Origin of the sequence: Bradyrhizobium sp., from assembly GCF_028868675.1 — a bacterium.
Taxonomy (GTDB): domain Bacteria; phylum Pseudomonadota; class Alphaproteobacteria; order Rhizobiales; family Xanthobacteraceae; genus Bradyrhizobium.
The window spans coordinates 1-22,570 of record NZ_JAGWUA010000024.1 but is presented as its reverse complement, the minus strand read 5'-3'; the positions used below and the strand labels follow the sequence as shown (position 1 = coordinate 22,570).

At 66.3% G+C, this 22,570-nt stretch carries 24 protein-coding genes and 3 pseudogenes; 18 read left to right on the top strand and 9 right to left on the bottom strand.

The features are described 5' to 3' along the window. Position 1 precedes the first annotated feature (1 nt). The 3 genes from KGM94_RS05640 to KGM94_RS05630 all read left to right on the top strand — a co-directional run bounded on the left by KGM94_RS05640 (position 2) and on the right by KGM94_RS05630 (position 4,884). The gene (locus KGM94_RS05640) at positions 2-775 is read left to right on the top strand and encodes a flagellar protein FlbB (RefSeq protein WP_300255779.1); all 774 of its coding nucleotides are present in this window, start codon (positions 2-4) and stop codon (positions 773-775) included. A gap of 103 nt (positions 776-878) precedes the next feature. Next, the gene (locus KGM94_RS05635; RefSeq protein WP_300255777.1) at positions 879-4,568 is read left to right on the top strand and encodes a tetratricopeptide repeat protein; all 3,690 of its coding nucleotides are present in this window, start codon (positions 879-881) and stop codon (positions 4,566-4,568) included. 79 nt (positions 4,569-4,647) lie between these two features. After that, positions 4,648-4,884 carry a hypothetical protein gene (locus tag KGM94_RS05630; RefSeq protein ID WP_300255775.1) on the top strand — a complete coding sequence of 79 codons (237 nt, stop codon included), beginning with the start codon at positions 4,648-4,650 and terminating at the stop codon, positions 4,882-4,884. 22 nt (positions 4,885-4,906) lie between these two features. Here KGM94_RS05630 and fliP read toward each other — a convergent pair whose 3' ends face one another. Both fliP and KGM94_RS05620 read right to left on the bottom strand, forming a co-directional pair. Beyond that, positions 4,907-5,662 carry a flagellar type III secretion system pore protein FliP gene (gene fliP / locus KGM94_RS05625; RefSeq protein WP_300255773.1) on the bottom strand — a complete coding sequence of 252 codons (756 nt, stop codon included), beginning with the start codon at positions 5,660-5,662 and terminating at the stop codon, positions 4,907-4,909. Continuing rightward, the gene (locus tag KGM94_RS05620) at positions 5,659-6,579 is read right to left on the bottom strand and encodes a flagellar biosynthetic protein FliO (protein WP_300255771.1); all 921 of its coding nucleotides are present in this window, start codon (positions 6,577-6,579) and stop codon (positions 5,659-5,661) included. Before KGM94_RS05620 ends, fliP begins: the two co-directional genes overlap by 4 nt. A gap of 346 nt (positions 6,580-6,925) precedes the next feature. Here KGM94_RS05620 and flgB point away from each other — a divergent pair, with 346 nt between their 5' ends. From flgB to KGM94_RS05570, 10 genes and pseudogenes are all read left to right on the top strand, one after another. Further along, on the top strand, positions 6,926-7,330 hold the full coding sequence (gene flgB / locus KGM94_RS05615; protein WP_300255769.1) for a flagellar basal body rod protein FlgB: 405 nt from the start codon (positions 6,926-6,928) through the stop codon (positions 7,328-7,330). A gap of 20 nt (positions 7,331-7,350) precedes the next feature. Then, positions 7,351-7,776: a flagellar basal body rod protein FlgC gene (gene flgC, locus KGM94_RS05610; protein WP_300255768.1), complete on the top strand. Its 426-nt coding sequence runs from the start codon at positions 7,351-7,353 to the stop codon at positions 7,774-7,776. 16 nt (positions 7,777-7,792) lie between these two features. Then, positions 7,793-8,101 (top strand): flagellar hook-basal body complex protein FliE, encoded by a 309-nt coding sequence (gene fliE / locus KGM94_RS05605; protein WP_300255766.1) that lies wholly within the window; start codon positions 7,793-7,795, stop codon positions 8,099-8,101. 170 nt (positions 8,102-8,271) lie between these two features. Beyond that, on the top strand, positions 8,272-8,535 hold the full coding sequence (fliQ, locus tag KGM94_RS05600) for a flagellar biosynthesis protein FliQ (protein WP_300255764.1): 264 nt from the start codon (positions 8,272-8,274) through the stop codon (positions 8,533-8,535). A gap of 17 nt (positions 8,536-8,552) precedes the next feature. Then, complete coding sequence (gene fliR / locus KGM94_RS05595; RefSeq protein ID WP_300255762.1) at positions 8,553-9,323, top strand: flagellar biosynthetic protein FliR; 771 nt, start codon at positions 8,553-8,555, stop codon at positions 9,321-9,323. A 19-nt stretch (positions 9,324-9,342) separates the two neighbouring features. Beyond that, positions 9,343-10,422, top strand: a complete 1,080-nt coding sequence (gene flhB, locus KGM94_RS05590; RefSeq protein ID WP_300255760.1) for a flagellar biosynthesis protein FlhB — start codon at positions 9,343-9,345, stop codon at positions 10,420-10,422. Positions 10,423-10,582: 160 nt separating this feature from the next. Then, positions 10,583-13,150, top strand: a complete 2,568-nt coding sequence (gene cckA, locus KGM94_RS05585; protein WP_300255759.1) for a cell cycle histidine kinase CckA — start codon at positions 10,583-10,585, stop codon at positions 13,148-13,150. A 215-nt stretch (positions 13,151-13,365) separates the two neighbouring features. Beyond that, on the top strand, positions 13,366-14,319 hold the full coding sequence (locus KGM94_RS05580) for a TIM44-like domain-containing protein (protein ID WP_300255757.1): 954 nt from the start codon (positions 13,366-13,368) through the stop codon (positions 14,317-14,319). Positions 14,320-14,457: 138 nt separating this feature from the next. Further along, a pseudogene (locus KGM94_RS05575) lies at positions 14,458-15,137 on the top strand (lectin). A 187-nt stretch (positions 15,138-15,324) separates the two neighbouring features. Then, the gene (locus KGM94_RS05570) at positions 15,325-16,032 is read left to right on the top strand and encodes a glutathione S-transferase (RefSeq protein WP_300255756.1); all 708 of its coding nucleotides are present in this window, start codon (positions 15,325-15,327) and stop codon (positions 16,030-16,032) included. A 74-nt stretch (positions 16,033-16,106) separates the two neighbouring features. Here the strand turns inward: KGM94_RS05570 and KGM94_RS05565 are convergent, their stop codons facing one another. Beyond that, positions 16,107-16,280, bottom strand: a complete 174-nt coding sequence (locus KGM94_RS05565; RefSeq protein ID WP_300255754.1) for a hypothetical protein — start codon at positions 16,278-16,280, stop codon at positions 16,107-16,109. A 117-nt stretch (positions 16,281-16,397) separates the two neighbouring features. Beyond that, positions 16,398-16,871: a hypothetical protein gene (locus tag KGM94_RS05560; RefSeq protein ID WP_300255752.1), complete on the bottom strand. Its 474-nt coding sequence runs from the start codon at positions 16,869-16,871 to the stop codon at positions 16,398-16,400. A gap of 121 nt (positions 16,872-16,992) precedes the next feature. On the opposite strand from KGM94_RS05560, the gene KGM94_RS05555 reads away from it, so the two are divergent. The 3 genes from KGM94_RS05555 to KGM94_RS05545 all read left to right on the top strand — a co-directional run bounded on the left by KGM94_RS05555 (position 16,993) and on the right by KGM94_RS05545 (position 19,312). After that, entirely contained in the window at positions 16,993-17,214 is a 222-nt protein-coding gene (locus KGM94_RS05555) for a hypothetical protein (RefSeq protein ID WP_300255750.1), read from the top strand. Between the two features lie 7 nt (positions 17,215-17,221). Continuing rightward, positions 17,222-17,506: a type II toxin-antitoxin system RelE/ParE family toxin gene (locus KGM94_RS05550; protein ID WP_300255748.1), complete on the top strand. Its 285-nt coding sequence runs from the start codon at positions 17,222-17,224 to the stop codon at positions 17,504-17,506. 138 nt (positions 17,507-17,644) lie between these two features. Then, on the top strand, positions 17,645-19,312 hold the full coding sequence (locus KGM94_RS05545; RefSeq protein ID WP_300255746.1) for a fumarate hydratase: 1,668 nt from the start codon (positions 17,645-17,647) through the stop codon (positions 19,310-19,312). A 78-nt stretch (positions 19,313-19,390) separates the two neighbouring features. Here the strand turns inward: KGM94_RS05545 and KGM94_RS05540 are convergent, their stop codons facing one another. The 3 genes from KGM94_RS05540 to KGM94_RS05530 form a co-directional block, all read right to left on the bottom strand. After that, positions 19,391-19,687 (bottom strand): hypothetical protein, encoded by a 297-nt coding sequence (locus KGM94_RS05540; RefSeq protein WP_300255745.1) that lies wholly within the window; start codon positions 19,685-19,687, stop codon positions 19,391-19,393. A gap of 112 nt (positions 19,688-19,799) precedes the next feature. Next, positions 19,800-20,354 carry a septation protein IspZ gene (locus tag KGM94_RS05535; protein ID WP_300255743.1) on the bottom strand — a complete coding sequence of 185 codons (555 nt, stop codon included), beginning with the start codon at positions 20,352-20,354 and terminating at the stop codon, positions 19,800-19,802. Positions 20,355-20,377: 23 nt separating this feature from the next. Further along, positions 20,378-20,575: a hypothetical protein gene (locus KGM94_RS05530; protein WP_366526213.1), complete on the bottom strand. Its 198-nt coding sequence runs from the start codon at positions 20,573-20,575 to the stop codon at positions 20,378-20,380. A gap of 99 nt (positions 20,576-20,674) precedes the next feature. Here KGM94_RS05530 and KGM94_RS05525 point away from each other — a divergent pair, with 99 nt between their 5' ends. Continuing rightward, positions 20,675-21,403, top strand: coding sequence for a WHG domain-containing protein (locus KGM94_RS05525; protein ID WP_300255741.1), 729 nt, complete (start codon positions 20,675-20,677; stop codon positions 21,401-21,403). A gap of 9 nt (positions 21,404-21,412) precedes the next feature. Here the strand turns inward: KGM94_RS05525 and KGM94_RS05520 are convergent. Beyond that, positions 21,413-21,607, bottom strand: a pseudogene (locus tag KGM94_RS05520) (hypothetical protein); the annotation flags it as partial. A gap of 169 nt (positions 21,608-21,776) precedes the next feature. Here KGM94_RS05520 and KGM94_RS05515 point away from each other — a divergent pair. Continuing rightward, a complete protein-coding gene (locus KGM94_RS05515) occupies positions 21,777-22,355 on the top strand; it encodes an SET domain-containing protein (RefSeq protein WP_300255739.1) in 579 nt (192 codons plus the stop codon). A gap of 33 nt (positions 22,356-22,388) precedes the next feature. Here KGM94_RS05515 and KGM94_RS05510 read toward each other — a convergent pair. Then, a pseudogene (locus KGM94_RS05510) lies at positions 22,389-22,570 on the bottom strand (hypothetical protein); the annotation flags it as partial.

Below are 22,570 nucleotides of genomic sequence, written 5' to 3'. Positions count from 1 at the left end.
CATGAAGTCATTTCGTAACATCCGCGTCATTCCGGTCGTGCTGGTCGCGATCGCGGGCCTTGCGGTCCTCAAGGTCGCGGGCCTCGCGATCAACGGCGGCTACGTGTTCGAATACAAGGCGAGCCCGGGACAGAAATCATGGGCCGAGCAGAACCTCAACTTTCCGACCGGACGGGAAGAGCTCGACATTACCGGCTCGACGCATGGTGAGCCGAAGGAGGCGCCCAAGCCCGCCGCGCCCGAGAGCAAGGTGGAGGGCGGCACGCCCGTCAACATCGAGGGCCAGCAGCCGATCTCGCCGTCGGAGCGCGCGATCCTGGAGCGGCTGCAATCGCGCCGTCAGGAACTCGAGGCGCGGCAGCGCGAGATCGACATTCGCGAGAGCCTGTTGAAGGCCACCGAGAAGCGCATCGACTCCAAGGTCGAGGAGATGAAGGCGGCGGAATCCCGCATGTCGTCTTCGGCGGCCGAGCAGAAGCAGGCCGAAGCCCAGCGCCTCAAGGGCCTCGTCACCATGTACGAGAGCATGAAGCCCAAGGACGCCGCGCGGGTGTTCGATCGGCTGGAGATGGGCGTCTTGATCGAGATCGCAACCCAGATCGCCCCGCGGAAGATGTCCGACATCATGGGCCTGATGCAGTCCGAGGCCGCCGAGCGGTTGACGGTGGAAATGGCGCGCCGCGCCGGTGGCGGCAGCGGCGGGGAGCGGTCCGCCGAGGCGGGCGAGCTTCCCAAGATCGAGGGCCGCCCGACCACGCCGCAAAAGCCGAATTGAGAGCTCATATTTAACAAGTCCTTAATTGGCAAAACCTACATTCGATGGCACGGGCCGGCACTTTGAGCCGGCATCGACCGTCGGACCGGAAGAAATGCCGCCAATGGCGCGAACGGCTGTCGCTGGATTTTGGTCGCGGGCCCGCGTCTTGGCGCGGGGCCTGACGCGGCGCGTCCGCAATCTGGTTGCGGCTGCCGCCTGCCTGTCGATCGGCCTGACCGCGGCCTCGACCGCACAAACCGGGCCGGTGCGCGGCGAGGCCAGCTTTTCCGCCGCCGGCGGCTATGGGCGGCTGGTGATCAAGCTCGCCGAGGACGTGCCCTCCGAGGTGACGACTGCCGGTTCGATCGTGATCATCCGCTTCGACCGTCCGGTCGACGTTCCCGTCGACAAGGTCCCCGAAAGCGCGCCCGACTACGTCAACTCGGCGCGCCGCGACCCCGACGGCGGCGCGATCCGGCTGTCGCTGGCGCGCCGGGTGACGGTCAACACCATGAACGCCGGCGAGCGCACCTTCATCGACCTCCTGCCGGAAGGCTGGAAGGGACCGCCGCCGAGTCTGCCGATGGACGTGGTGAAGGAATTGTCCGAGCGCGCCCGCGCCGCCGAGCGCGCGCTGCGGGCGCAGCGGGCCGTCGCGGAAACCAAGAAGCGGCCGCCGATCCGCGTGCGCGCCTCGGTGCAGCCGACCTTCGTGCGCTTCGTGTTCGAGATGCCCGATGGCGTCGGCGTCTCCTCGGTGCTCAACGAGCAAAAGCTCACGCTCGCGTTCAATGCGGCGCTGAATTTCGATCTGGCCGACGCCAAGGTCGCCGCGCCCCCGAACGTCGCCTCCATCAAGCAGAAGACCGATATCGACCAGACCAGCATCGAGGTCGCGTTGATCGGCGATTCCGACGTGCACTCGTTCCGCGACGACAGGAACTATGTCGTCGACATTGCCTTCCAGCAGGACAAGGCCAAGGCTGCGCCCACGGCCGAGCTTCCGCATGCGCCGGCCGCGCCGCAGAAGCCGGTCGATCCGCCGCGGCAACAGCAGGTCCAGCGCGAGATCATGCCGCCGACCTCGGACGCGATCGCCCGCGAGGCCAGGATCGAGATCAAGCCCGAAGCCAAGACGGAAGCTAAAACCGAGACTGAAGCGCCGAAGCCGGCCGCGACGGAAACGCCGCGCGCGGTGGAGGCGCCGAAGGCGGCTGCCGTTGCGGAAGCGCCGGCGCCTGTCGTGCCTCCGAAGCCGGTCGTTGCGGAAGCGCCGCAGGAGACTGCCAAACCGGTTGTGACCGAAGCGCCGAAGGAAGCGATCAAGGAGACGGTCAAGACGGAGACACCGGCGAACGCCGCGCCTGCCGGCGCGCCGGTCGATGCCCGCCGCGACAGCGACGGCCTGCGCGTGACGTTCCCCGTCGCGGCGGCTACGCCCGCCGCTGCCTTCCGCCGCGGCGACACCGTTTGGGTGGTGTTCGATACCGACAAGCCGATCAACATCGAGCCGATCCGCGCCAAGGGCGGCGCGATGATCGGCGAGGTCAGCCACATGCCGCTGGACAAGGGGCAGGCGGTGCGCGTCCGCCTCAACCGTCCGCTGGTCTATTCGCTGTCGAGCGAGGACAACGGCAAGGAGGCCAACTGGCTCCTGACGCTCGCCGACAAGATCCAGGCCTCGCCGCTGCCGCTGATGATGTTGCGCAACATCACCGATCCAGCTCTCGCCAACATCTCGATTCCTCTCGCCGATCCCGGCCTGCTGCACAAGGTCACCGATCCCGACGCCGGCGACGCGCTGTTCGTCGTCACCGCGTCGCGGCCGGTGCGCGGCTTCATCAAGCGGCAGGATCTGGTCGACCTGTCGCTGCTCGAATCCGCCCACGGCATCGCCATCCGACCCAACTCCGACGAGGTCGGGGTCGAGGTCGGGCTGGACAAGGTCATCCTCGGCAAGAAGGGCGGGCTGACGTTGTCGCCGGTCGACGTCGCGGCCGAACGCGCGCCGACCGCGGCGCGGCCGATCTTCAACATCGAGGAATGGCGCAAGGGCCAGTCCGAGAATTTCATCGCGCGCGAGCAGGCGCTGGTTGCGGCGATCGCCTCGGTCGAGCCGGCGCAGCGCTCGATTCCGCGGCTCGATCTCGCCCATTTCTACATGTCGCGCGGCATGTATTACGAGGCCAAGGCCGTCACCGACGTGATGCTGGCCGATCCCCAGAACAAGGAAGAGAGCAACGCGCTGATCATGCATGCGATCTCGAGCATCCTGATCGGCCGACCCGCGCAGGGCCTGAAAGACCTCGCCAATCCCGTGATCGGCAACAGCCACGATTCGCAATTGTGGAAAGCGCTTGCTTTCGCCCGGCAGGGCAAATGGGCCGATGCGCGCGAAAAGTTCAAGAACGTCGAGTTCGCCATCGCCTCGCTGCCGCTGGACATCCAGCGCATCGTCACCATGGACGCGATGCGCGCCTCGCTCGAGGTCAAGGACTATGCCGGCGCCTCCAAGCGCCGCGCCGAACTCGAGGTCATCGGCGTACCTGACGACGTCAAGCCATCCTTCGCCGTGCTGCGCGGCCGGCTCGCCGAGGCGCTCGGCCACGACAAGGACGCGCTCGATGATTACAAGTTCGCGATCGCCTCGGCCGACCGGCAGGCGGCAGCCGAAGCCAGGCAGCTCGACGTCGCGATCAAGCAGCGGCGCGACGAGATCAGCAAGGAGGACGCGCTGCGGGAACTCGAGACGCTGGCGATGATCTGGCGCGGCGACGCGATCGAGGTGCGGACCCTGCAGATGCTGGCGCGGATGTATGCCGACATGGGCCGCTACGCCGAGGCGCTCGGCGCAGCGCGCACCGCGACCAGACTGCAGCCGAACGCGGAGGCCTCGCGCCAGGCACAGGACCTCGCCTCCGAGCTGTTCGTGCAGGTTTTCCTGGGGCCCAAAGGCGACGATCTGCCGCCGATCGAGGCGCTCGCGATGTTCTTCGAATTCCGCGAACTGACGCCGATCGGCCGGCGCGGCGACGAGCTGATCCGCAGGCTCGCCGATCGCCTTGCCGCCGTCGATCTGCTCGACCAGGCCGCCGAGCTCCTGCAATACCAGGTCGATCACCGCCTCGAGGGCGCGGCACGCGCCCAGGTCGCCGCCCGTCTCGCCATGGTCTACCTCGCCAACCGCAAGCCGGACCTCGCGATCTCGGCGCTGCGTGCAAGCCGCATCAGCGACCTTTCCGGCGAGCTGCGTCAGCAACGCCTCCTGCTCGAAGCCCGCGCGCAGAGCGACGTCGGACGCCATGATCTTGCGCTCGACATCGTCTCCAACGTCGCCGGCCGTGAGGCGATCCGGCTCCGCTCCGACATCTTCTGGGCGGCGCGGCGCTGGCGCGAGTCCGCCGAGCAGATCGAACTCTATTACGGCGAGCGCTGGCGCGACTTCAAGCCGCTCAATGCGGTGGAGAAGAGCGACGTGATCCGCGCCGCGGTCGGCTATGCGCTGGCCGACGATTCCATCGGCTTGTCGCGCTTCCGCGAAAAATACGCGCCGCTGATGAGCGAGAGCTCCGACCGGCTGGCCTTCGACATCGCGAGCAAGCCGGCGGCGGCCTCCAGCGCCGAATTCGCCGAGATCGCCAAGCTTGCCGCCAGCGTCGACACGCTCGACGGCTTCCTGCGCGAGATGAAGGCTCGCTTCCCCGACGCCACCGCCCGCGCCCCGGCTTCCCCGCAGGCCAAGGACGACACCCCGCACACCGGTTCTCTGCCGGCGATCCCGGCCGTGAGGCAGATCAAGATGACGAGGTAGGGCGCCTGCTACCTTCGCCTCTCGACAGCCGCCTCCGGAGGCGGCAATTTGCCGATCTCACTGCCGGGAGAGGGTCGACATGAGCAAGCCTGCCAGGACCGAAGCCGAACTCATCGCCATGGCGCGCGCCGAATTGAAGGTGCATGCGGACTGCCCCGACGGTATGACGATCTCGATCCTGCGCGACGGCGAGGGCTGGGAATTTCGCGCCAAGGCCGATCAGACGACCGTCGACAAGCCGGGCTATCCCGAATGCGTCGCTCTGCTGGTGCAGATCGGCGACCATCTCAGCAAGCAGTACGACGTGAAGGGGTAGGGACAGCGGAGCGAAGCGCTCGTCATCCCCCGTAGCTCTGCACCAGGCTGCCCGCGACCAGCGACCAGCCGTCGACCAGCACGAAGAAGATCAACTTGAACGGCAGCGACACCACCGCCGGCGGCAGCATCATCATGCCCATCGACATCAGGACGGAGGCGACCACGAGGTCGATGATGAGGAAGGGCAGGAACAGCAGGAAGCCGATCTCGAAGGCGCGCTTCAACTCGGAGATCATGAAGGCGGGAACGAGAATTCGCAGGCTGAGCTCGTCGGGCGTGGCGGGCGGCGGCTCGCCGGACAGATCCATGAACAGCTTGAGGTCCTTCTCGCGCACGTTCTTCTGCATGAAGCCGCGCAGCGGCACCGCGGCGCGCTGCAGCGCATCCTCCACGCTGATCTGGTTGGCGACCAGCGGCCGGATGCCGTCGTCGTAGGATTTCTGCAGCACCGGTCCCATCACGAAGGCGGTGAGGAACATCGCCAGTGCGATGATTACCGAGTTCGGCGGCGCGGTGGCGGTGCCCATGGCGGTGCGCAACAGCGACAGCACGACCACGATGCGCGTGAACGAGGTCATCATGATCAGGATCGAGGGCGCGATCGACAGCACCGTCAGGAGCGCGATGAGCTGGATCGCGCGCTCGGTGACGCCGCCGCCGCCCTGGCCGCCGAGATTGATGCTGATGTCCTGCGCAGCCGCAGGCGCCGCCACAAGAGCGGCGCCGGTCAGGATGGTGAGGAAAACAACTCTACGCGGGAGGCCTGCGCGCCTCACGAAGACGGCTTCGGACGGCCGAGCAGGGAGGCCATCTCGTCTTCGAGATTTTCAAAGCTGCTCTTGGGCGCCGCGGCCGGGGCGGGCGCCTCGCCGCGTGACGGGCGCGCGGCAGGGGCAGGCGGCTCGGGTGCGACGGGGGGCGCGACGGTCTCGCCGGCCGGACGGCGAAGGGCTGCCTCCAGCCGCTGCGCCATTTCGGCGAGATTCTGCTCGGCGCTCGAAGGTGCGGCGGCGGGCGGCGGAGCTGGCGGAATCGGCGGCGGCGCGGCAGCGCGTTCGGCACGCACCGGCGGCACCTTGGCCGGTTCGGCGTGGCGCGGTGGGCGCGGCATCGCGGGCTCGCTGCGGGGCATGCGCGGCGGCATCGGTTCGGGACGCGGCTCGCGCTCGACGCGCGGCATCATCGGCTCGGTGGCGAAGCCGGAAAGCGGCTCGCTGCGGCGCTCGGCGTGAAGCGGCGCCTGCCGGCGGACCTCGTCGGCGAAGGAGGGACGTGCCGGCCGCGGCGGCGGCTCGGGCATTTGCGGCTCGGGATGGTCGAGCGATTCGGGCCGCGGGGCCTCGTCGACCCAGCCGCCGGTTTCCGGCATCGGAGCCAGACGCGGCGGCTCGGCGGTGCCGGGACGTTGCGGCAGCTGATCGCGGCCGGGGGCCGCACGTACGATGTTGGGTTCCACGACGATGTCGGTCGGTCCGCCGATCATCAAGAGATGCTCGACATTGTCGCGCCGGACCAGAACCAGGCGCCGCCTTCCATCCACGGCCGCGGCGTCGATCACCGCAAGCCGGGGCATCCTGCCGCGCTGGGTGTTGGCGCCCAGCCGGTTGGTGGCGAATCGGCGCACCAGCCACGCGGCGACACCGATCAGCGCCAGTACGGCGATGAATGCGAAGATAAAGGTCAAAGCCTGCATGCTTGTCCCCGGCAAATGGCGCTTTCCTTACGCTGCCAATGGTCGACCGAACCACGGGCGGGCAACGCCCCAGATGTTCGAACCCCTTAGCTCCCCACGGCAAGGCTTGCCGTCCCCAAACTCTTAATAACCCATGAATCGCCCGATCCAAAACGACTTCTTGGGATTTGCCTGCGAGCCAAGCGATTGGGTTAACGTGAGTTTTGCCGTGTAGCTTTACGGGGCGGGCGGGCTTTGCGTCCCAATCCCGGACACGCGGCCGCGGCATCTTAACCGGCCGTTAACCATACACGCGGCAAATTCTGCCTAGCTCCGGGCCATCCGGAGGGCGGAAGGAGCCGCAAGCATGTCCATCAACGACCTCCCGGTGCTCTCGGCGCTGCGCACCAAGATGCAGTGGCACCAGGAACGCCAGCGCGTCCTGTCCGAGAATGTCTCCAATTCCGACACGCCCAATTTCCGGCCGCGTGACCTCGTCGAGCCGAAATTCGACCGCAGCGGAGCCGCCGCCGGTGCGGTGGGGCCGCTGGCGCTGGCCCGTACCAGCGCCTCGCATCTGACTCCGTCGGGGGCGCCGTCGAGCTTCGATCAGAACAAGAATGCCGGCTTCGAGACCCGCCCCGCCGGCAACTCCGTCAATCTCGAGGACGAGATGATGAAGGCCGCGGCCAACCAGATGGACTACGCGGCGGTCACCTCGCTCTACAGCAAGAGCCTGCATCTTCTGAAGACTGCGATCGGCAAGGGCTGACGCGCTAGCGGAGACCGAACATGGCAACCGACGGCAACGATTTCCTCCGCTCGATGACGATCGCAACCTCCGGCCTGCGCGCGCAGGCCGGGCGCATGCGGGTGATCTCGGAAAACATCGCCAACGCGGATTCGACCGCGTCGACCGCCGGCGGCGACCCCTACCGGCGCAAGGTTCCGACCTTCAGTTCCGCGCTCGACCGTACGCTCGACGCCCAGGTGGTCACGCTCGGCCGGATCAAGCCCGACCCGTCGGACTTCCGCGTCAGGTACGAGCCGAGCAATCCGGCGGCGGACGCCAACGGCAACGTCAAATATCCCAACGTCAACTCGGTGGTCGAAATGACCGACATGCGCGACGCACAGCGGTCCTACGAGGCCAATCTCAACATCATCAGTGCGACGCGCCGGATGATCCAGCGCACGCTCGACATCCTCAAGACCTGAGAAGGGATCTTAAGCCATGGCCTCACCGACGATTGCTGCCAATGCCTACGCGAACCTCGCCCGCGTGCTCGAGAGCAGCGGCGGGTCCAAGGGCGCGGAGGCGCCCGGACAATCCTTTGCCGCGCTGTTGAAGGACGCCGTCGGCAGCGTGATGGAGTCCGGCCGCAAGTCCGACGCGCAGACGGTGGCGATGGCCGCCGGCAAGGCCAACGTGATGGACGTGGTCACGGCGGTGGCCGAGACCGACGTCGCGGTCTCCACCCTGGTCTCGGTGCGCGACCGCGTGATCCAGTCCTACGAAGACATCATGAAGATGCCGATCTGATTTACAGAATGTGCCGGCGTAGGCCGCCGCAGACGACAGCTGCCCGGACGTCATTGCGAGCGAAGCGAAGCAATCCAGAATCTTTCCGCGGTGACAGCCTGGATTGCCTCGTCGCTTCGCTCCTCGCAATGACGAGGGGAGGGGATAAGAATAAACCAGGAAATAGTGACATGACCGGACCCGAAACCCTCGACGTGGCGCGCGATGCGATCTGGACCATCGTGATCGTGTCGTCGCCTTTGATGGTCGTCGGCCTTCTGGTCGGCGTCGTGGTGTCGCTGCTCCAGGCGCTGACCCAGATCCAGGAGCAGACCCTGATCTTCGTGCCGAAGATTCTCGCGATCTTCGCCACCATGCTGCTGGCGCTGCCGTTCATGGCCGACGCGCTGCACGCCCACATGCTGCGGATATCGTCGCGAATCATCGGCGGCTGATGCAGTATGCGTAAGTCATGCGCATCGACATCTCGCTGCTGCCGGCGCTTGCCGCGTCCTTCATGCTCGCCTTCGCCCGGGTCGGCGCAATGGTGATGCTGCTGCCGGGCCTCGGCGAGACCAACATTCCGACGCGGGTCAAGCTGTCGATCGCGCTGCTGCTGACGCTGATCATCCTGCCGCTGCATCGCAACGCCTATCACGTCGACATGGGCTCGATCACCTCGCTGCTGGTGCTGATGATGCACGAGATCGTGATCGGCATCGTGCTGGGGGCCACGGCGCGCGTGACGCTGTCGGCGCTGCAGGTCGCCGGCGCCGTGATCGCCCAGCAGATGGGGCTCGGCTTCGTCACCTCGGTCGATCCGACGCAGGGCCAGCAGGGCGTGCTGGTCGGCAACTTCCTCACCATGCTCGGCGTGACGCTGCTGTTTGCGACCGACAGCCACCATCTCGTGATCGCCGCGCTCAACGACAGCTACAAGATCTTCGCGCCGGGCGAGACCATGTCGAGCGGCGACGTCGCCGCGCTCGCCACGCGCGCCTTCGCTGCCGCGTTCCGGCTCGGCCTGCAGCTCTCCGGCCCGTTCCTGGTGTTCGGCCTGGTCTTCAACATCGGGCTCGGCGTGCTGGCGCGGCTGATGCCGCAGATGCAGGTCTATTTCGTCGGCGTGCCGCTGTCGATCTTCGCGGGATTTCTGGTGCTCGCGGTGGTGATCGCGGCGATGATGGGAACGTTCCTCGACTACTTCGTCGGCGTCATGCACCAGATGATGCCGCTGAACTGAGGGATGAGCCGAGAGAGTCATGGCCGAAGACAACGATCCCGACAGTCAAACGGAAGACCCGACGCAAAAGCGTCTGGACGACGCGCTCGAACGCGGCGACGTCGCCAAGAGTCAGGAGATCAACACCTGGTTCGTGATCGCGGGCGGCACACTCGTGATCTCGACCTTCTCGGGCTCGATCGGCAACGGCATGGTGATGCCGTTGCGCAGCCTGCTCGCCAATTCCTGGATGATCAAGACCGACGGGCGGAGCCTGATCCAGCTAACCCAGCAGCTCGAATTCGTCGTCATCGCTGCGATCGGCGTGCCGCTGCTGATGCTGGCGCTCGCCGCGATCGCGGGCAACATGCTGCAGCACCGCCTGGTGTGGTCGGCCGAGTCGCTCAAGCCCAAGCTCAGCAAGATCTCGCCCGGCGCGGGCTTCAAGCGCATCTTCGGCAAGCAGGCGGCCGCCAACTTCCTCAAGGGCATCCTCAAGCTGGTCGCGCTCGGCGCGGTCATGACGATGATCCTGTGGCCGGAGCGCCACCGCATGGAAGCGATGGTCAAGCTCGACCCGTCGGCCATGCTCGGGGTGACCACGACCCTGACCGTGCAGCTCTTGGGCGCCGTGGTGGCCTCGCTCGCGATCGTCGCGATCGCAGACTATCTGTTCCAGTACCGCAGCTGGTTCCAGCGGCAGAAGATGTCGCTGCAGGAGATCAAGGAGGAGTTCAAGCAGTCCGAAGGCGATCCGCACGTCAAGGGCAGAATCCGGCAGTTGCGCCAGCAGCGTGCCAAGAAGCGCATGATGGCGGCGGTCCCGAAGGCCTCCGTGGTCATCACCAACCCGACCCATTATTCGGTGGCGCTGTCCTACGACCGCGGCATGACGGCGCCGATCTGCGTCGCCAAGGGCGTCGACAATCTCGCCTTCAAGATCCGGGAGATCGCGCGCGAGCACGACATTCCGATCGTCGAGAACGTGCCGCTGGCGCGCTCGCTCTATGCCACCGTCGAGGTCGACCAGGAAATCCCCGTGGAACACTACCACGCGGTCGCCGAGGTCATCGGCTACGTCATGCGGCTGAAGCGCGGCTTCGGCGCCGGACGCCGGTAACGGCCCGAAAAGTGCGGGAAATAGCCGTATTCCGGGAATCAGCGTACCTTCCGGGCTTGCGCCCGCGGGTCCGATTCAGGCAGGGAGGCCTGTGCGCGCCGGTTGCGCGTCGACGTCCTGCCGCAAGGCTGCTTCCTGCAACAAGGCTGCGCCGCTCGAGATGACCGCCGAGACCGATCACGACCTGTCCCGCGAGCCCGCTGCGGCGCATGAGCCGGCGCCGCGCTCGGGCAGCATCGCGCTGGTGCTGCTGGTTGCGGCGGCGCTGGTCGCGGTCGCCGTCGGGCTGATGACGCTCGGGCGCACCCAGGCGCAGCCCTACATCCTCGGCATCCTCGCCGTGCTGGCGATGGTCGGCCTGTTCAACCTGTTCGCCTTTGCCGCGGGCATCATCCGCTTCGCCGACCGCAATCTCGACGATCCCGTGATGGGCCGCATCGCCGACCACGCCTTCGACGGGCTCGCTGTCACCGACCCGCGCGGCCACGTGGTCTATTCCAACGCGGCCTATCTCACGCTGACCGGCGCCTCCGGGCCGCAGGAGGTCCGACCCGTCGAGCGCGTCTTCATCGGCAACCCCGACGTCTCGGAGGCCGTGTTCCGCCTGCTGAAGGCCGCGCGCGAGGGCAAGCGGCAGCAGGAGGAGGTGCGCATCTCCGGGCATGACGGCAGCCAGGGCCGCTGGCTGCGCATGCGGGTGCGCCCGCTCGGCACCCTCAAGCGCGAGGCCAAATATGCGGTGTGGTCGATCGCCGACATCACGCGCGACCGCGAGCGCCAGGAGGACGTGTTCCAGGAACTGCAGCACGCGATCGAGTATCTCGACCACGCGCCCTGCGGCTTCTTCTCGGTCAACCCGGCCGGCGAGCTCGCCTATGTCAACGCCACGCTCGCCAACTGGCTCGATTACGACCTGGCCGAGATCGGCTCGGGCGGATTGAAGTTGACCGACATCGTCTCCGGCGACGGCGCGTCGCTGCTGACCGGAATCGTGGCCGTGCCCGGCGAGGTCAAGACCGAGGTGTTCGACATCGACCTGCGCATGCGCGCGGGCAGGACCATGCCGGTCCGGCTCTACCACAAGCTCGCCTTCGGCGCCGACGGCGTGCCGGGCCCTTCGCGCACGCTCGTCATCAGCCGCGCCCGAGACGAGCGCAGCGACCCCGACCGCGCCGCCGAAGTGCGCTTCATGCGCTTCTTCGACCACACGCCGATGGCGATCGCGACCGTCGATCGCGGCGGCAACGTGGTTCGCGCCAACGCGCGCTACGCCAAGCTCGCGCAGGGGCTCAATCTCGACGGCACCAGCAAATCGATCTTCCGCGCCGTCAATGCCCGCGACCGCCATCTGCTGATCGCGGCGATCAACCAGGCCGCGGAGGGCCAGGCCGACGTCGCTCCCGTCGAGGTCATGCTGGAGGGCGCCAAGGAGCGCTGGGGCCAGTTCTTCATCACTCCGGTGGAGGAGGACGAGCGCGACAACGAGGCCGCCATCGTCTACATGCTCGAGACCACCGAGCGGCGCGCGCTGGAGAACCAGATCAACCAGTCGCAGAAGATGGAGACCGTCGGCCAGCTCGCCGGCGGCATCGCCCACGACTTCAACAACGTGCTTTCCGCCATCATGATGGCGAACGACTTCCTGCTGAACGCGCACAAGCCGACCGATCCGTCCTTCCAGGACATCATGCAGATCAAGCAGAATGCGACGCGCGCCGCGACGCTGGTGCGGCAGCTGCTCGCGTTCTCGCGCCGGCAGACGCTGCGGCCGCAGGTGCTCGACCTCGGCGACGCGCTGTCCGATCTCACCATGCTGCTGCGCCGCCTGATCGGCGAGAAGGTGAAGCTCGATCTGGTCCACGGCCGCGATCTCTGGCCGGTCAAGGTCGACGTCTCCCAGTTCGAGCAGGTGATCGTCAATCTCGCGGTCAATGCGCGCGACGCCATGCCGGACGGCGGCAAGCTCATCATCCGCACCGCCAACGTCGCGGCGGAGGACTGCGCCAGGCTCGCCTACAAGGGCATGCCGGCGGCGGAATACGTGCGGATCGAGGTCGCCGACACCGGCACCGGCATCCCCGCCGACATCCGCGACAAGATTTTCGAGCCGTTCTTCTCGACCAAGGAAGTGGGCAAGGGGACTGGACTGGGCTTGTCGACGGTCTACGGCATCGTCAAGCAGACCGGCGGCTTCATCTACGTCGATTCCGAGCCGGGCAAGGGGACCTCGTTCCACATCTTCCTGCCGCGCCATCGCGCCGAGCCGGAAACCCAGGTCGAGGCGACGGCGGCCGCAACGGGCGCCGCCGCAAGGGAAGTACAGCCGGTCGAAGCCAAGCCGCGCGCCGACATGACGGGGCAAGGCACCATCCTGCTGGTCGAGGACGAGGAAGGCCTGCGGGCGCTGAACGCGCGCGGCCTGCGCTCGCGCGGCTACACGGTGGTCGAGGCGGAGAACGGCGTCGAGGCGATGGAGATGCTGGAGGAGCAGGGCGGCGCGATCGATCTCGTCGTCTCCGACGTCGTGATGCCGGAGATGGACGGACCGACGCTGTTGAAGGCGATGCGCGAGAAGAATCCGGACATCAAATTCATCTTCGTTTCCGGCTACGCCGAGGATGCGTTCGAGAAGAGCCTGCCCGAAGGGCAGCAGTTCGACTTCCTGCCAAAACCGTTCACGCTGGGTCAGCTCGTGGCGGCGGTGAAGGAGACCATGAAGGCCGGGTGAGGCAGCCGCGTGTGACGACATTGGGCCGCCGCGCAACCATTTCCGACGGCGGTATCCAATAACCGTGTCCGTTCCAACCGTCGGCAACATATGGGCTTTTGCCGCATCCCCGCGACTGAGGGCCGCAGCCGCGGGTTCCCATGGGCGCTTCACTTTTGTACAAGCCTGCCCATGTTAGAGGCGCTTCCCCATGTCGGGGATTTTGGGAAACACACATGAATTTCTCGCAACGTAGCCGCAGTCTCGTGAAGACGATCGCCGTCGTGCTGGCGCTGGCGTTGCCGACCGCGGTCGCGATCTCCTCCGCGGACGCCCGCGTCGGTGGCGGCTTCTCGTCGGGCTCGCGCGGCGCGCGGACCTTCTCCGCGCCGCCGTCGACCAAAACCGCGCCAGGTTCCACGTCGCAATTCAACCGCACCTACAGCCAGCCGGGCATGAACTCCACCGCGCCGGCCGGCGGCGGCTTCTTCAACCGGCCGGGCGGGGGCATGCTGCGCGGGCTCGCCGCGGGCTTTCTCGGCGCCGGCCTGTTCGGCCTCCTGTTCGGCGGCGGCCTGTTCTCCGGCCTCGGCGGATTGTCGTCGGTCCTCGGTCTGATCCTGCAGATCGTGCTGGTGGTGGTCGTGGTGCGGCTCGCGATGTCGTGGTGGCAGCGCCGTCACGCCGGCCCGCAGGCGGCCTATGCCGGCGGCAGCGGTGTCGGCACGGGGCCGCAACCGAGCTATCGCAGCGGCCTCGGCTTCGGGTTCGGCGCCAACAACGCGCCGCTCGAGATCCAGCCCGGCGACTATGAGGCGTTCGAGCGCCTGCTCGGCGAGATCCAGACTGCCTGGTCGAACGAGGACGTGGCCAAGCTGCACACGCTGGCGACCCCCGAAATGGTCTCCTATTTCGAGAAGGATCTTGGCGAAAACCGCGCGCGCAACGTCGTCAACAAGGTGTCCGGCGTGAAGCTCCTGCAGGGCGACCTCGCGGAGGCCTGGCGCGAGGGCGAGACCGACTACGCCACGGTGGCGATGCGCTTTGCGCTGGTCGACAAGACGGTGGATCGCACCAGCGGCGCGATGGTTGCGGGCAGCGACCAGCCGGGCGAGGTCACCGAGGTCTGGACCTTCGCGCGCCGGCGTCCCGGTGACTGGGAACTGTCGGCGATCCAGCAGACCAACTGATCGCGCGGTGCGATGAGGAACAAACAAGGCGTCGTGTGTCCGGCACGGCGCCTTTTTCTTTGCACGTTACGACGGAATATTGCCGCAGCCTGCGGGTTCGTCTCAGGCGGCGACAACAGACCACAACCGGAGGACGACATGCCCCGTTTCAGAAGACTGGTTCAGCCCGTTGGATTTGCCCTCGTCCTCACCGTGGGGCCGTTGCTCGCAGCACAGCCGGCGCAGGCGCAATCGGCCGACATGAGCTTCTTCGTGACATCGAGCGGGCCCGGCAAGGGCGCCGATCTCGGCGGCCTTGAAGGCGCCGATGCGCAATGCCAGAAGCTCGCGCAGTCCGCGGGCGCCGGTGCCAAGACCTGGCACGCCTATCTCTCGACGCAAGCCGCCGACGGCAAGCGGGCCGTGAACGCGCGCGACCGCATCGGCCATGGCAGAACGCCAAGGGCGTCGTGATCGCCAGGGACGTCGCCGAATTGCACGGTGCCAACAAGATCGACAAGGCGACCGCGCTGACCGAGAAGGGCGAGACGGTGAACGGCTATGGCGACCAGCCGAACCGGCACGATATCCTGACGGGCTCGCAGCCCGATGGCACCGCCTTTGCCGGCCAGGACGACCGCACCTGCAAGAACTGGACGTCGAGCACGCAGGGCGCAGCGATGCTCGGTCATTCCGACATCAACGGCCCTCCGAATTTTCCGACGGTGAAATCCTGGAACGCCGCGCATCCCTCGCGCGGCCCGGACGGCGGCTGCTCGCAGGCCGACCTCAAGAGCACCGGCGGCGACGGGCTGCTGTATTGTTTTGCGGTGAACTGACGAACGTCATTCCGGGATCTGCCGCGTCGTCATTGCGACGAGCGAAGCGACGAAGCAATCCCGACCGCCGCCACGGGCGCAGTCTCGATTGCTTCGCTTCGCTCGCAATGACGGCGTGGACCATTCTCGAATGACGGTGGTCCCGTTCGCGTGCTAAGCTTGCCGTACGTGATCACGGGCGCCCCGCATGACATACGAACTCTACTACTGGCCGGAGATCCAGGGCCGCGGCGAATATGTTCGCCTCGCGCTGGAGGAGGCCGGTGCCGACTATGTGGACGTCGTGCGCGGGCCGCGCGGCACCAGCGCCATGATGAAGATGATGGACGCGCCCGGCGGCACGCCGCCCTTTGCACCGCCGTTCCTCAAAGCGGGCAAGCTCGTGATCGGGCAGACCGCCAACATCCTCTTCTATCTCGGTGCACGGCACGCCCTCGCGCCCAAGAGCGAGGCGGGACGGCTGTGGGTGCATCAGCTTCAGCTCACCGTCGCCGATCTCGTGCTGGAGATCCACGACACCCATCATCCGCTCGGCCCGACGCTCTACTACGAGGACCAGAAACAGCCCTCAAAGAAGCGCACGGCCGAGTTCTGGAGCGAGCGCGTGCCGAAATATCTCGGCTATTTCGAGAAACTCGTGGACGACAATGGCGGCGCCTACGTCACCGGACGCAGGCTCACCTATGTCGACCTGTCGCTGTTCCAGATCGTCGCCGGCCTGCGCTATGCCTTTCCCAGGCACATGAAGACGTTCGAGAGGAACGTTCCGGGCCTGGTCGGCCTGCATGTCCGCGTCGCGGCGCGGTCGAACATCGCGACCTATCTCGCGAGTCCGCGCCGCATTGCCTTCAACGAGCAGGGCATCTTCCGCCACTATCGCGAACTGGACGCATGAACGCGTTTCGCCATGACGCGATGCGCCCCGGCGGGGCTCGCGTCATGGCCGGCATTGTGTGTAACGCGGCGGCGTCAGGCGAGTTGGTCGATCCGCGTGCCTTGGCCCGGCGGCAGTGGCGCGGCCGGCGGCGGCTGATAGGCCTGCTCGGTAGCCTTCGCCTTGGTCTGATCGTCCTGCCTGGTCGTGTCGTAGCTGGGCACGACAACGACGGCCGGCGGTGGCGCAACACTGGAAACACTACTCATCGCGCAAGTCCTCACATTGAATGGGCGAGAGTGTCCGGCCTCTGGCGAAGCTTCCGTGAAACCAATCGTTAAAATCCGAATGATTCCCTGCTGCGCGGGGCTATGGTGAACCGCGCGCTACTCGTCCTTGCTGCGCGTGATCGCGATCGCGGCGTCGGTCTTGGTGCGGGTGCAGTTCATGTTGAGCCGGCGGTAGCGCAAGGAAACCTTGTCGCCCCGCAACAGGCCCATCCGCTTCAGGCAGCGCGACGCACCGGTCGTGGTGTCGTCCTTCGTCACCGTGAAGACGATGGCGGCCATCGAGCCCACCAGCGCGATGAATTCCGGCTTCGGCTTGCGGTCACCCTTGGCATAGAGCTCGATCGAATAGTTGTCACCGCGACAACCGACCGACAGTTCCCTGGCCAGCGGGTGGGTCATGTAGACGATGTTGGCGGCGCGAAAGTTGACCTTCAGCTTGTCGATGTTGTTCGCCAGCTCCTTGGCGCTGTCGTCGCAGCGGTCGGCGCTGGCGGGCGAGGCGAGGGCGACGAGGCCACAAAGTGCGGCGGCAAGGACAATCGCGCCGCGAACGTTCAGTCGAGATGTCATGATGAAAAGCCCCTTGGGAGGCGCATTCAAGCGTCGGCGGACGCGGAGCGCAAGGGCGCGGAATGGCATTTCCACGCGCAGCGCGGCTGTTCTATCCCGCGTAACGTGGTATGTTTCGAATATGACCAAGCTCCTCGAAGAAGCCATCCGCCAGGTCGAGCGACTTCCGGAAGGCGAGCAGAACGCCGCCGCCGGAGCGTTGCTCGACTACGTCAAGCACATGCATGAGATCAGGCTGACCGACGAGCAGGTCGCTGAAGTGCGGCGGCGCATCGCCGATCCGAACCGCAAATTACTGTCTCTTGCTGAGGTGCGCACGCGCTTGGCTCGCCTCGAATCTTGAGTGCCAAATGGAACTCGTCTTCGACGATCAGGCCGTTGCTGATCTCGAAGGTATTTTCAATTGGATCGCACAGGAGAGCCCGGTGGCTGCCAAGAAGGTCATGGATCGGCTGTTGGGAAGCATCGAGCAGCTGACCATGTTTCCCTTCATGGGCCACGTCGGTCGTGTCCCTGGCGCGTATGAGTGGGTCGTGCCGCGGCTGCCCTATGTCGTGGTCTATCAGGTCGACGAACTGCACCGTCGGGTTGTCATCGCAGCGATATTTCACGGATCGCAGGACCGGGACGAGTAGAGGCTTTCCCCGCGCGATGGCGCGCCTGGAGCCCGCCCGACCGAAGGTCATCCGCTCCCTTTCTTTTGTGCCAAAAATGCGTAGAAACGCTCTATCCGAGGGGCCCGCGAGAGTGCCCCAGAACCCGAGACCAGCCCCATGAACGCTCCCACCGCCTTTCCCGACCAGTCAAAGCCCGTTCCGCCCTACAAGCACACCCCGCTGTTTCCGCTCGGCAAGGACGAGACGCCCTACAAGAAGATTTCATCCGAGGGCGCCCGGGTCGAGAAGGTGCTCGGCAAGGACATGCTGGTGGTGTCGCGCGAGGCGCTGCGGCTGCTGTCGGAGGCCGCCTTCGGCGAGATCAACCATTTCCTGCGGCCGGGGCACCTGAAGCAGCTCCGCGCCATTCTCGACGATCCCGAGGCGAGCCCGAACGACAGGTTCGTCGCGCTCGACTTCTTGAAGAACGCCAACATCTCCGCCGGCGGCGTGCTGCCGATGTGCCAGGACACCGGCACCGCCATCATCATGGGCAAGAAGGGCTGCAACGTCATTACCGACGGCGAGGACGAGGCGGCGTTGTCGCAAGGCGCGCGCGATGCGTATCTGCGCCGCAACCTGCGCTACTCGCAGGTCGCGCCGATCACGATGTACGAGGAGAAGAACACCGCCAACAACATGCCGGCGCAGTGCGAGATCTACGCCGAGGGCCAAGGGGACTCAGCGGACGCCTACAAGTTCATGTTCATGGCCAAGGGCGGCGGTTCCGCCAACAAGAGTTTTCTGTTCCAGGCGACGCCGTCGGTACTGACCAGGGACCGGCTGCTCGCCTTCCTGAAGGAGAAGGTGCTGACGCTGGGCACCGCGGCGTGCCCGCCCTACCACCTCGCGATCGTCATCGGCGGCACCTCGGCCGAGCTCTGCATGAAGACGGTGAAGCTGGCCTCGGCCCGCTATCTCGACGCGCTGCCGACCCACGGGTCGGCCGACGGCAACGCTTTCCGCGACGTCGAGATGGAGAAGGAAATCCACAAGATGACGCAGTCGCTCGGCGTCGGCGCGCAGTTCGGCGGAAAGTATTTCTGCCACGACGTCCGCGTGATCCGCATGCCGCGGCACGGCGCCTCGCTGCCGATCGGGCTTGGCGTGTCCTGCTCGGCCGACCGCCAGGTGCTCGGCAAGATCACCAAGGACGGCGTCTATCTCGAGGAGCTCGAGCACAATCCGGCGCAGTACTTGCCGCAGGTCGAACAGGCGCTCGGCGGCGAAGTCGTCAAGATCGACCTCAACCGGCCGATGAAGAACATCCTGGCGACGCTGTCCATGCATCCGATCAAGACGCGGGTGTCCATGACCGGCACCATGATCGTGGCGCGCGACGCGGCGCATGCCAAGCTGCGCGAGCGGCTGGAGAAGGGCGAGCCGCTGCCGGACTATTTCAAGAACCATCCGGTCTATTACGCTGGTCCCGCCAAGACGCCGGAGGGCTACGCCTCCGGCGCGTTCGGCCCGACGACCGCAGGCCGGATGGACTCCTTCGTCGATCAGTTCCAGGCCGCCGGCGGCTCGATGGTGATGGTCGCGAAGGGCAACCGCGCGCCGGCGGTGCGCGAGGCCTGCAAGAAATATGGCGGCTTCTATCTCGGCTCGATCGGCGGCGCGGCGGCGAACCTCGCCGAGCACTGCATCAAGAAGGTCGAGGTGCTCGAATATCCCGAGCTCGGCATGGAAGCGATCTGGCGCATCGAGGTCGTCGACTTCCCGGCCTTCATCATCGTCGACGACAAGGGCAACGACTTCTTCAAGGAATTGAATCTGGGGTGAGGTGGGGTTCATCCGCATGGTTCCGGCTCTGCGGCGCAGCGTTGCACGCTGCACCGCGTCCGGGACACGAGAGCCGCGTTACCCCCGCGTCCCCGTGAACGGGAAGCTGCCCATCGGGCCGATGCTCGCTTCGCCGCTCATGCTGTCGCCGGAGACCTTGCCGGAGAAGGCGAGCGTCAGCGGCATCGGATTGACGATCGAGACCTTCCAGGCGACGTCGTCGCCGTTCACGCTTCCCTCGAAGATTTCGGTCGATTCCCCCTCGGCGCCCTGCGTGCCCGTGAGCGTCGATCCCGCGCTCGTCAGGTTCAGCGTCGTCTTGCGGTCGCCCATCGGTGTCGACAAGGTCACATTCCAGCTACCGTCCACGGCCATTCCCGTCTCCCAAGATTTCCCGGCGCGCCGCAATCATTTGCGGTCGGTCCGGGGCGAAGCGTATAGCCCAACTCGTTCCGGCTGCCTAACGGTCTCTTGGCGGGGGAGGCATTTAGGCGCGGGCGGCGGCGCGCAGGCGGCTCGTGACGATGAGACGAAGCACGACGTACTGGATGGCGAAGGCCAAAATCTTGGCGCCGCCGGCCACCACGGAAATATAGAACGCCCACAGCTTCAGATCGCCGGTCGAGGCGACCGCGATCATGCCGGCGCCGATCACGAACATCAGCGCCGACCAGGCGTAACCCGCCGCGGTAACGTATTCCGGAACGGTCTCGGCAACGATCGGCGGCACGTAGCGCAGCATCCAGCCGCGTTTGAGCATGATGACGCCGATCGCAAAATGCGCGATCGAGGGCTTTGCCAGCATGAAGCGCGCATCGTTGGTCAGCAGCGTCACGGTGCCGAGCACGACGACGAGCGCAAGGCTCGCATAGGTCATGAAGTTGAGCGGCCTGCCTTTGACCCGCGCGTAGATCACCTGCGCGATCGCGCCGACAACCGCGACCGAAGTCGCGAGCACGACATTGTCGGTGACGAGATAGATGATGAGGAAGACGATGGCGGAGAGGAAGTCCGAGGCGAGGCGGGCGAAAACGTCCTTCATCGTCTGTCCTGTGTCTGGCCGGTTCAGCGGGATTGGGGCAGTGCGCCGGCCGGTGCACCATACTTGATCCTGCACTGCGCGGGATACCATTTTGTGAAATAGAGCGCGCCGTGGCGGGCGGCAAAGGCGATCGCAAGGCTCGACCGGATCGGCAGGCTCGGCGCGTACAGCAGCACGACGTTGGCCGCCGTCATCAGCTTGGACCAAGTCAATCTTTGCATTGTCAAGATAAGTATCGCAGGATACCGACGGAGGTCAAGGGAAATCTTTACACTGTCAAAATGCCGACATATAAGCTGACTCATCGTATAGGGCTGCTCATGGCGAAGACTGAAACCAGGATTGAAGCCGCCCGCCGCGCGCGCGGCGCCCGCAAGACGGCAACGGCGGCGAAGGCCCGCCCAGGGCGCGTGCGCCGCAGTGCGGCGCGGACGGAGACGCCCTATCACCATGGCGCGCTGCGCGAGGCGCTGCTGCAGGCCGCCGAGCGGGTGCTGGAGCGCGACGGGCTCGCGGGCCTGACCTTGCGCGCGGTGGCGCGTGAGGCGGGGGTCTCGCACGCGGCGCCGACCCATCATTTCGGTGACCTGACCGGCCTCGTCAGCGAGCTCGCCGCGATCGGCTTTCGCCAGTTCAACGCCGCGATGGCCGCGGCCTGCGACAGCGCCGCCTCGCCGCTGGAGCGCATGCTGGCGCGGCCCAAGGCCTATGTCGCCTACGCGCAGGCCCATCCCGGCATGTACGGCCTGATGTTTCGCACCGAGCGGCTGGACTATTCCAGGCCCTCGCTGCACGAGGCCGCGGAAGCCTCCTTCTCCGGGCTTGCCAACGCGATCGGCGCGATGCGGCAGGAGCCGATTGCGGGCGACAGCCTGACGCTCGGCCAGGGTGCGGCGATCGCGCGCGCCTGGTCGATGGTGCACGGCTTCACCATGCTGCTGCTCGACGGGCGGCTCGCGGACATCCTGCACCGGTTGCCGGAGGGCACCACGCCGGAGCAACTCCTGGAAGCGATCCTGAAGGGCACGATGCCGAAGCCGCCGGGGTAGGCGGCGCCAGCGCTTCGTCAATTCGACGGCGCGGCCGCTTGCGCCTACGATTCTGACCTCGTCCTTGCCGCATTTGAAGTCGCGGGCGAAGGCGTCGGCGGCCTGCCGCGCGAGCTCGTTCGCGTTCGGGTTGGCGACCGCATCGACATAGGCGACATGGCAGACCGGCCCCGGCGGCAGCCGCGTCGCCACAAGACCCGCTTCATGCTGGGGCCCTCCGGGGCGCGGAACTCCGTCTCGATCAGACGCGTTCATTGTGGGGAAGGTTCAAACGAGGCCTCGAGAGACCTGACAGGGCCACGGAATCGTTCTAGAAGAGCGCCTTCGCCTTCAACCCCTTCAGTCCCGGTACGCGTCGTCGCTTCTCTCGATCATGCCCGTCATCTCCTCGCACAAGCCCTATCGCGTCGGCCGCTCCAAGACCGGACTTGGCCTCTTCGCCACCAAGCCGATCAGGAAAGGTACCCGGATCGTCCGCTATTTCGGCCCGATTCTGGACTGCCGGATCAAGGCGCAGGACGACATCGAGAACAAGTACCTGTTCGAGCTCAACGGCCGCTGGACCATCGACGGCTCGGTGCGCAAGAACGTCGCCCGCTACATCAATCATTCCTGCCGGCCGAACGCGGAATCCGACGTCCGCCCGCGGGAGCGCAAGGTCTATATTCGCGCAATCAAGAACATCGAGCCGGGCGAGGAGATCAACTACGACTACGGCACCGACTATTTCAAAGCCTATCTGAAGCCGATTGGCTGCAAGTGCGAGGCTTGCGAGAAGAAGCGCAAGAAGCTGCGCGCGGAAGCCCGCGCCGAAAAGACGAAGGCAAAGGCGCGCGCCGAGCGCAAGGCCAGGAAGTCTGTAACGCAGGCCGGAGCGAAGCCCGCCGGCGCGAAGAAGAGGCTCAACGGCAAGCACGTGATCGGCAAGGCCAACGGGCGCGGGCGGACGTAGCTCTCTCAACGTCATTGCGGCTTCAGGCGCACCTTACGCCGCCACCGCGCCGCAGCTCCGGCGCAGGCCGATGAATTGCAGCTCGGCGAACACGCCGGTGGCGATCGCCTGCGCCATCACCATCAGCTCGCCCAGCAGGTTCGGTGACACCGCGCCGGAGAACAAGAGCGCGATGCTCGCGACCGTCCAGGCGGCGTTGCCGGCGACGACCAGGA

Bases quoted from the DNA above. Each gene is read 5' to 3' on its own strand.
- KGM94_RS05640 (WP_300255779.1), top strand. From the start codon at position 2: ATGAAGTCATTTCGTAACATCCGCGTCATTCCGGTCGTGCTGGTCGCG.
- KGM94_RS05635 (WP_300255777.1), top strand. From the start codon at position 879: ATGGCGCGAACGGCTGTCGCTGGATTTTGGTCGCGGGCCCGCGTCTTG.
- KGM94_RS05630 (WP_300255775.1), top strand. From the start codon at position 4,648: ATGAGCAAGCCTGCCAGGACCGAAGCCGAACTCATCGCCATGGCGCGC.
- KGM94_RS05620 (WP_300255771.1), bottom strand. From the start codon at position 6,579: ATGCAGGCTTTGACCTTTATCTTCGCATTCATCGCCGTACTGGCGCTG.
- flgB (WP_300255769.1), top strand. From the start codon at position 6,926: ATGTCCATCAACGACCTCCCGGTGCTCTCGGCGCTGCGCACCAAGATG.
- flgC (WP_300255768.1), top strand. From the start codon at position 7,351: ATGGCAACCGACGGCAACGATTTCCTCCGCTCGATGACGATCGCAACC.
- fliE (WP_300255766.1), top strand. From the start codon at position 7,793: ATGGCCTCACCGACGATTGCTGCCAATGCCTACGCGAACCTCGCCCGC.
- fliQ (WP_300255764.1), top strand. From the start codon at position 8,272: ATGACCGGACCCGAAACCCTCGACGTGGCGCGCGATGCGATCTGGACC.
- fliR (WP_300255762.1), top strand. From the start codon at position 8,553: ATGCGCATCGACATCTCGCTGCTGCCGGCGCTTGCCGCGTCCTTCATG.
- flhB (WP_300255760.1), top strand. From the start codon at position 9,343: ATGGCCGAAGACAACGATCCCGACAGTCAAACGGAAGACCCGACGCAA.
- cckA (WP_300255759.1), top strand. From the start codon at position 10,583: ATGACCGCCGAGACCGATCACGACCTGTCCCGCGAGCCCGCTGCGGCG.
- KGM94_RS05580 (WP_300255757.1), top strand. From the start codon at position 13,366: ATGAATTTCTCGCAACGTAGCCGCAGTCTCGTGAAGACGATCGCCGTC.
- KGM94_RS05570 (WP_300255756.1), top strand. From the start codon at position 15,325: ATGACATACGAACTCTACTACTGGCCGGAGATCCAGGGCCGCGGCGAA.
- KGM94_RS05565 (WP_300255754.1), bottom strand. From the start codon at position 16,280: ATGAGTAGTGTTTCCAGTGTTGCGCCACCGCCGGCCGTCGTTGTCGTG.
- KGM94_RS05560 (WP_300255752.1), bottom strand. From the start codon at position 16,871: ATGACATCTCGACTGAACGTTCGCGGCGCGATTGTCCTTGCCGCCGCA.
- KGM94_RS05555 (WP_300255750.1), top strand. From the start codon at position 16,993: ATGACCAAGCTCCTCGAAGAAGCCATCCGCCAGGTCGAGCGACTTCCG.
- KGM94_RS05550 (WP_300255748.1), top strand. From the start codon at position 17,222: ATGGAACTCGTCTTCGACGATCAGGCCGTTGCTGATCTCGAAGGTATT.
- KGM94_RS05545 (WP_300255746.1), top strand. From the start codon at position 17,645: ATGAACGCTCCCACCGCCTTTCCCGACCAGTCAAAGCCCGTTCCGCCC.
- KGM94_RS05540 (WP_300255745.1), bottom strand. From the start codon at position 19,687: ATGGCCGTGGACGGTAGCTGGAATGTGACCTTGTCGACACCGATGGGC.
- KGM94_RS05535 (WP_300255743.1), bottom strand. From the start codon at position 20,354: ATGAAGGACGTTTTCGCCCGCCTCGCCTCGGACTTCCTCTCCGCCATC.
- KGM94_RS05530 (WP_366526213.1), bottom strand. From the start codon at position 20,575: ATGCAAAGATTGACTTGGTCCAAGCTGATGACGGCGGCCAACGTCGTG.
- KGM94_RS05525 (WP_300255741.1), top strand. From the start codon at position 20,675: ATGGCGAAGACTGAAACCAGGATTGAAGCCGCCCGCCGCGCGCGCGGC.
- KGM94_RS05515 (WP_300255739.1), top strand. From the start codon at position 21,777: ATGCCCGTCATCTCCTCGCACAAGCCCTATCGCGTCGGCCGCTCCAAG.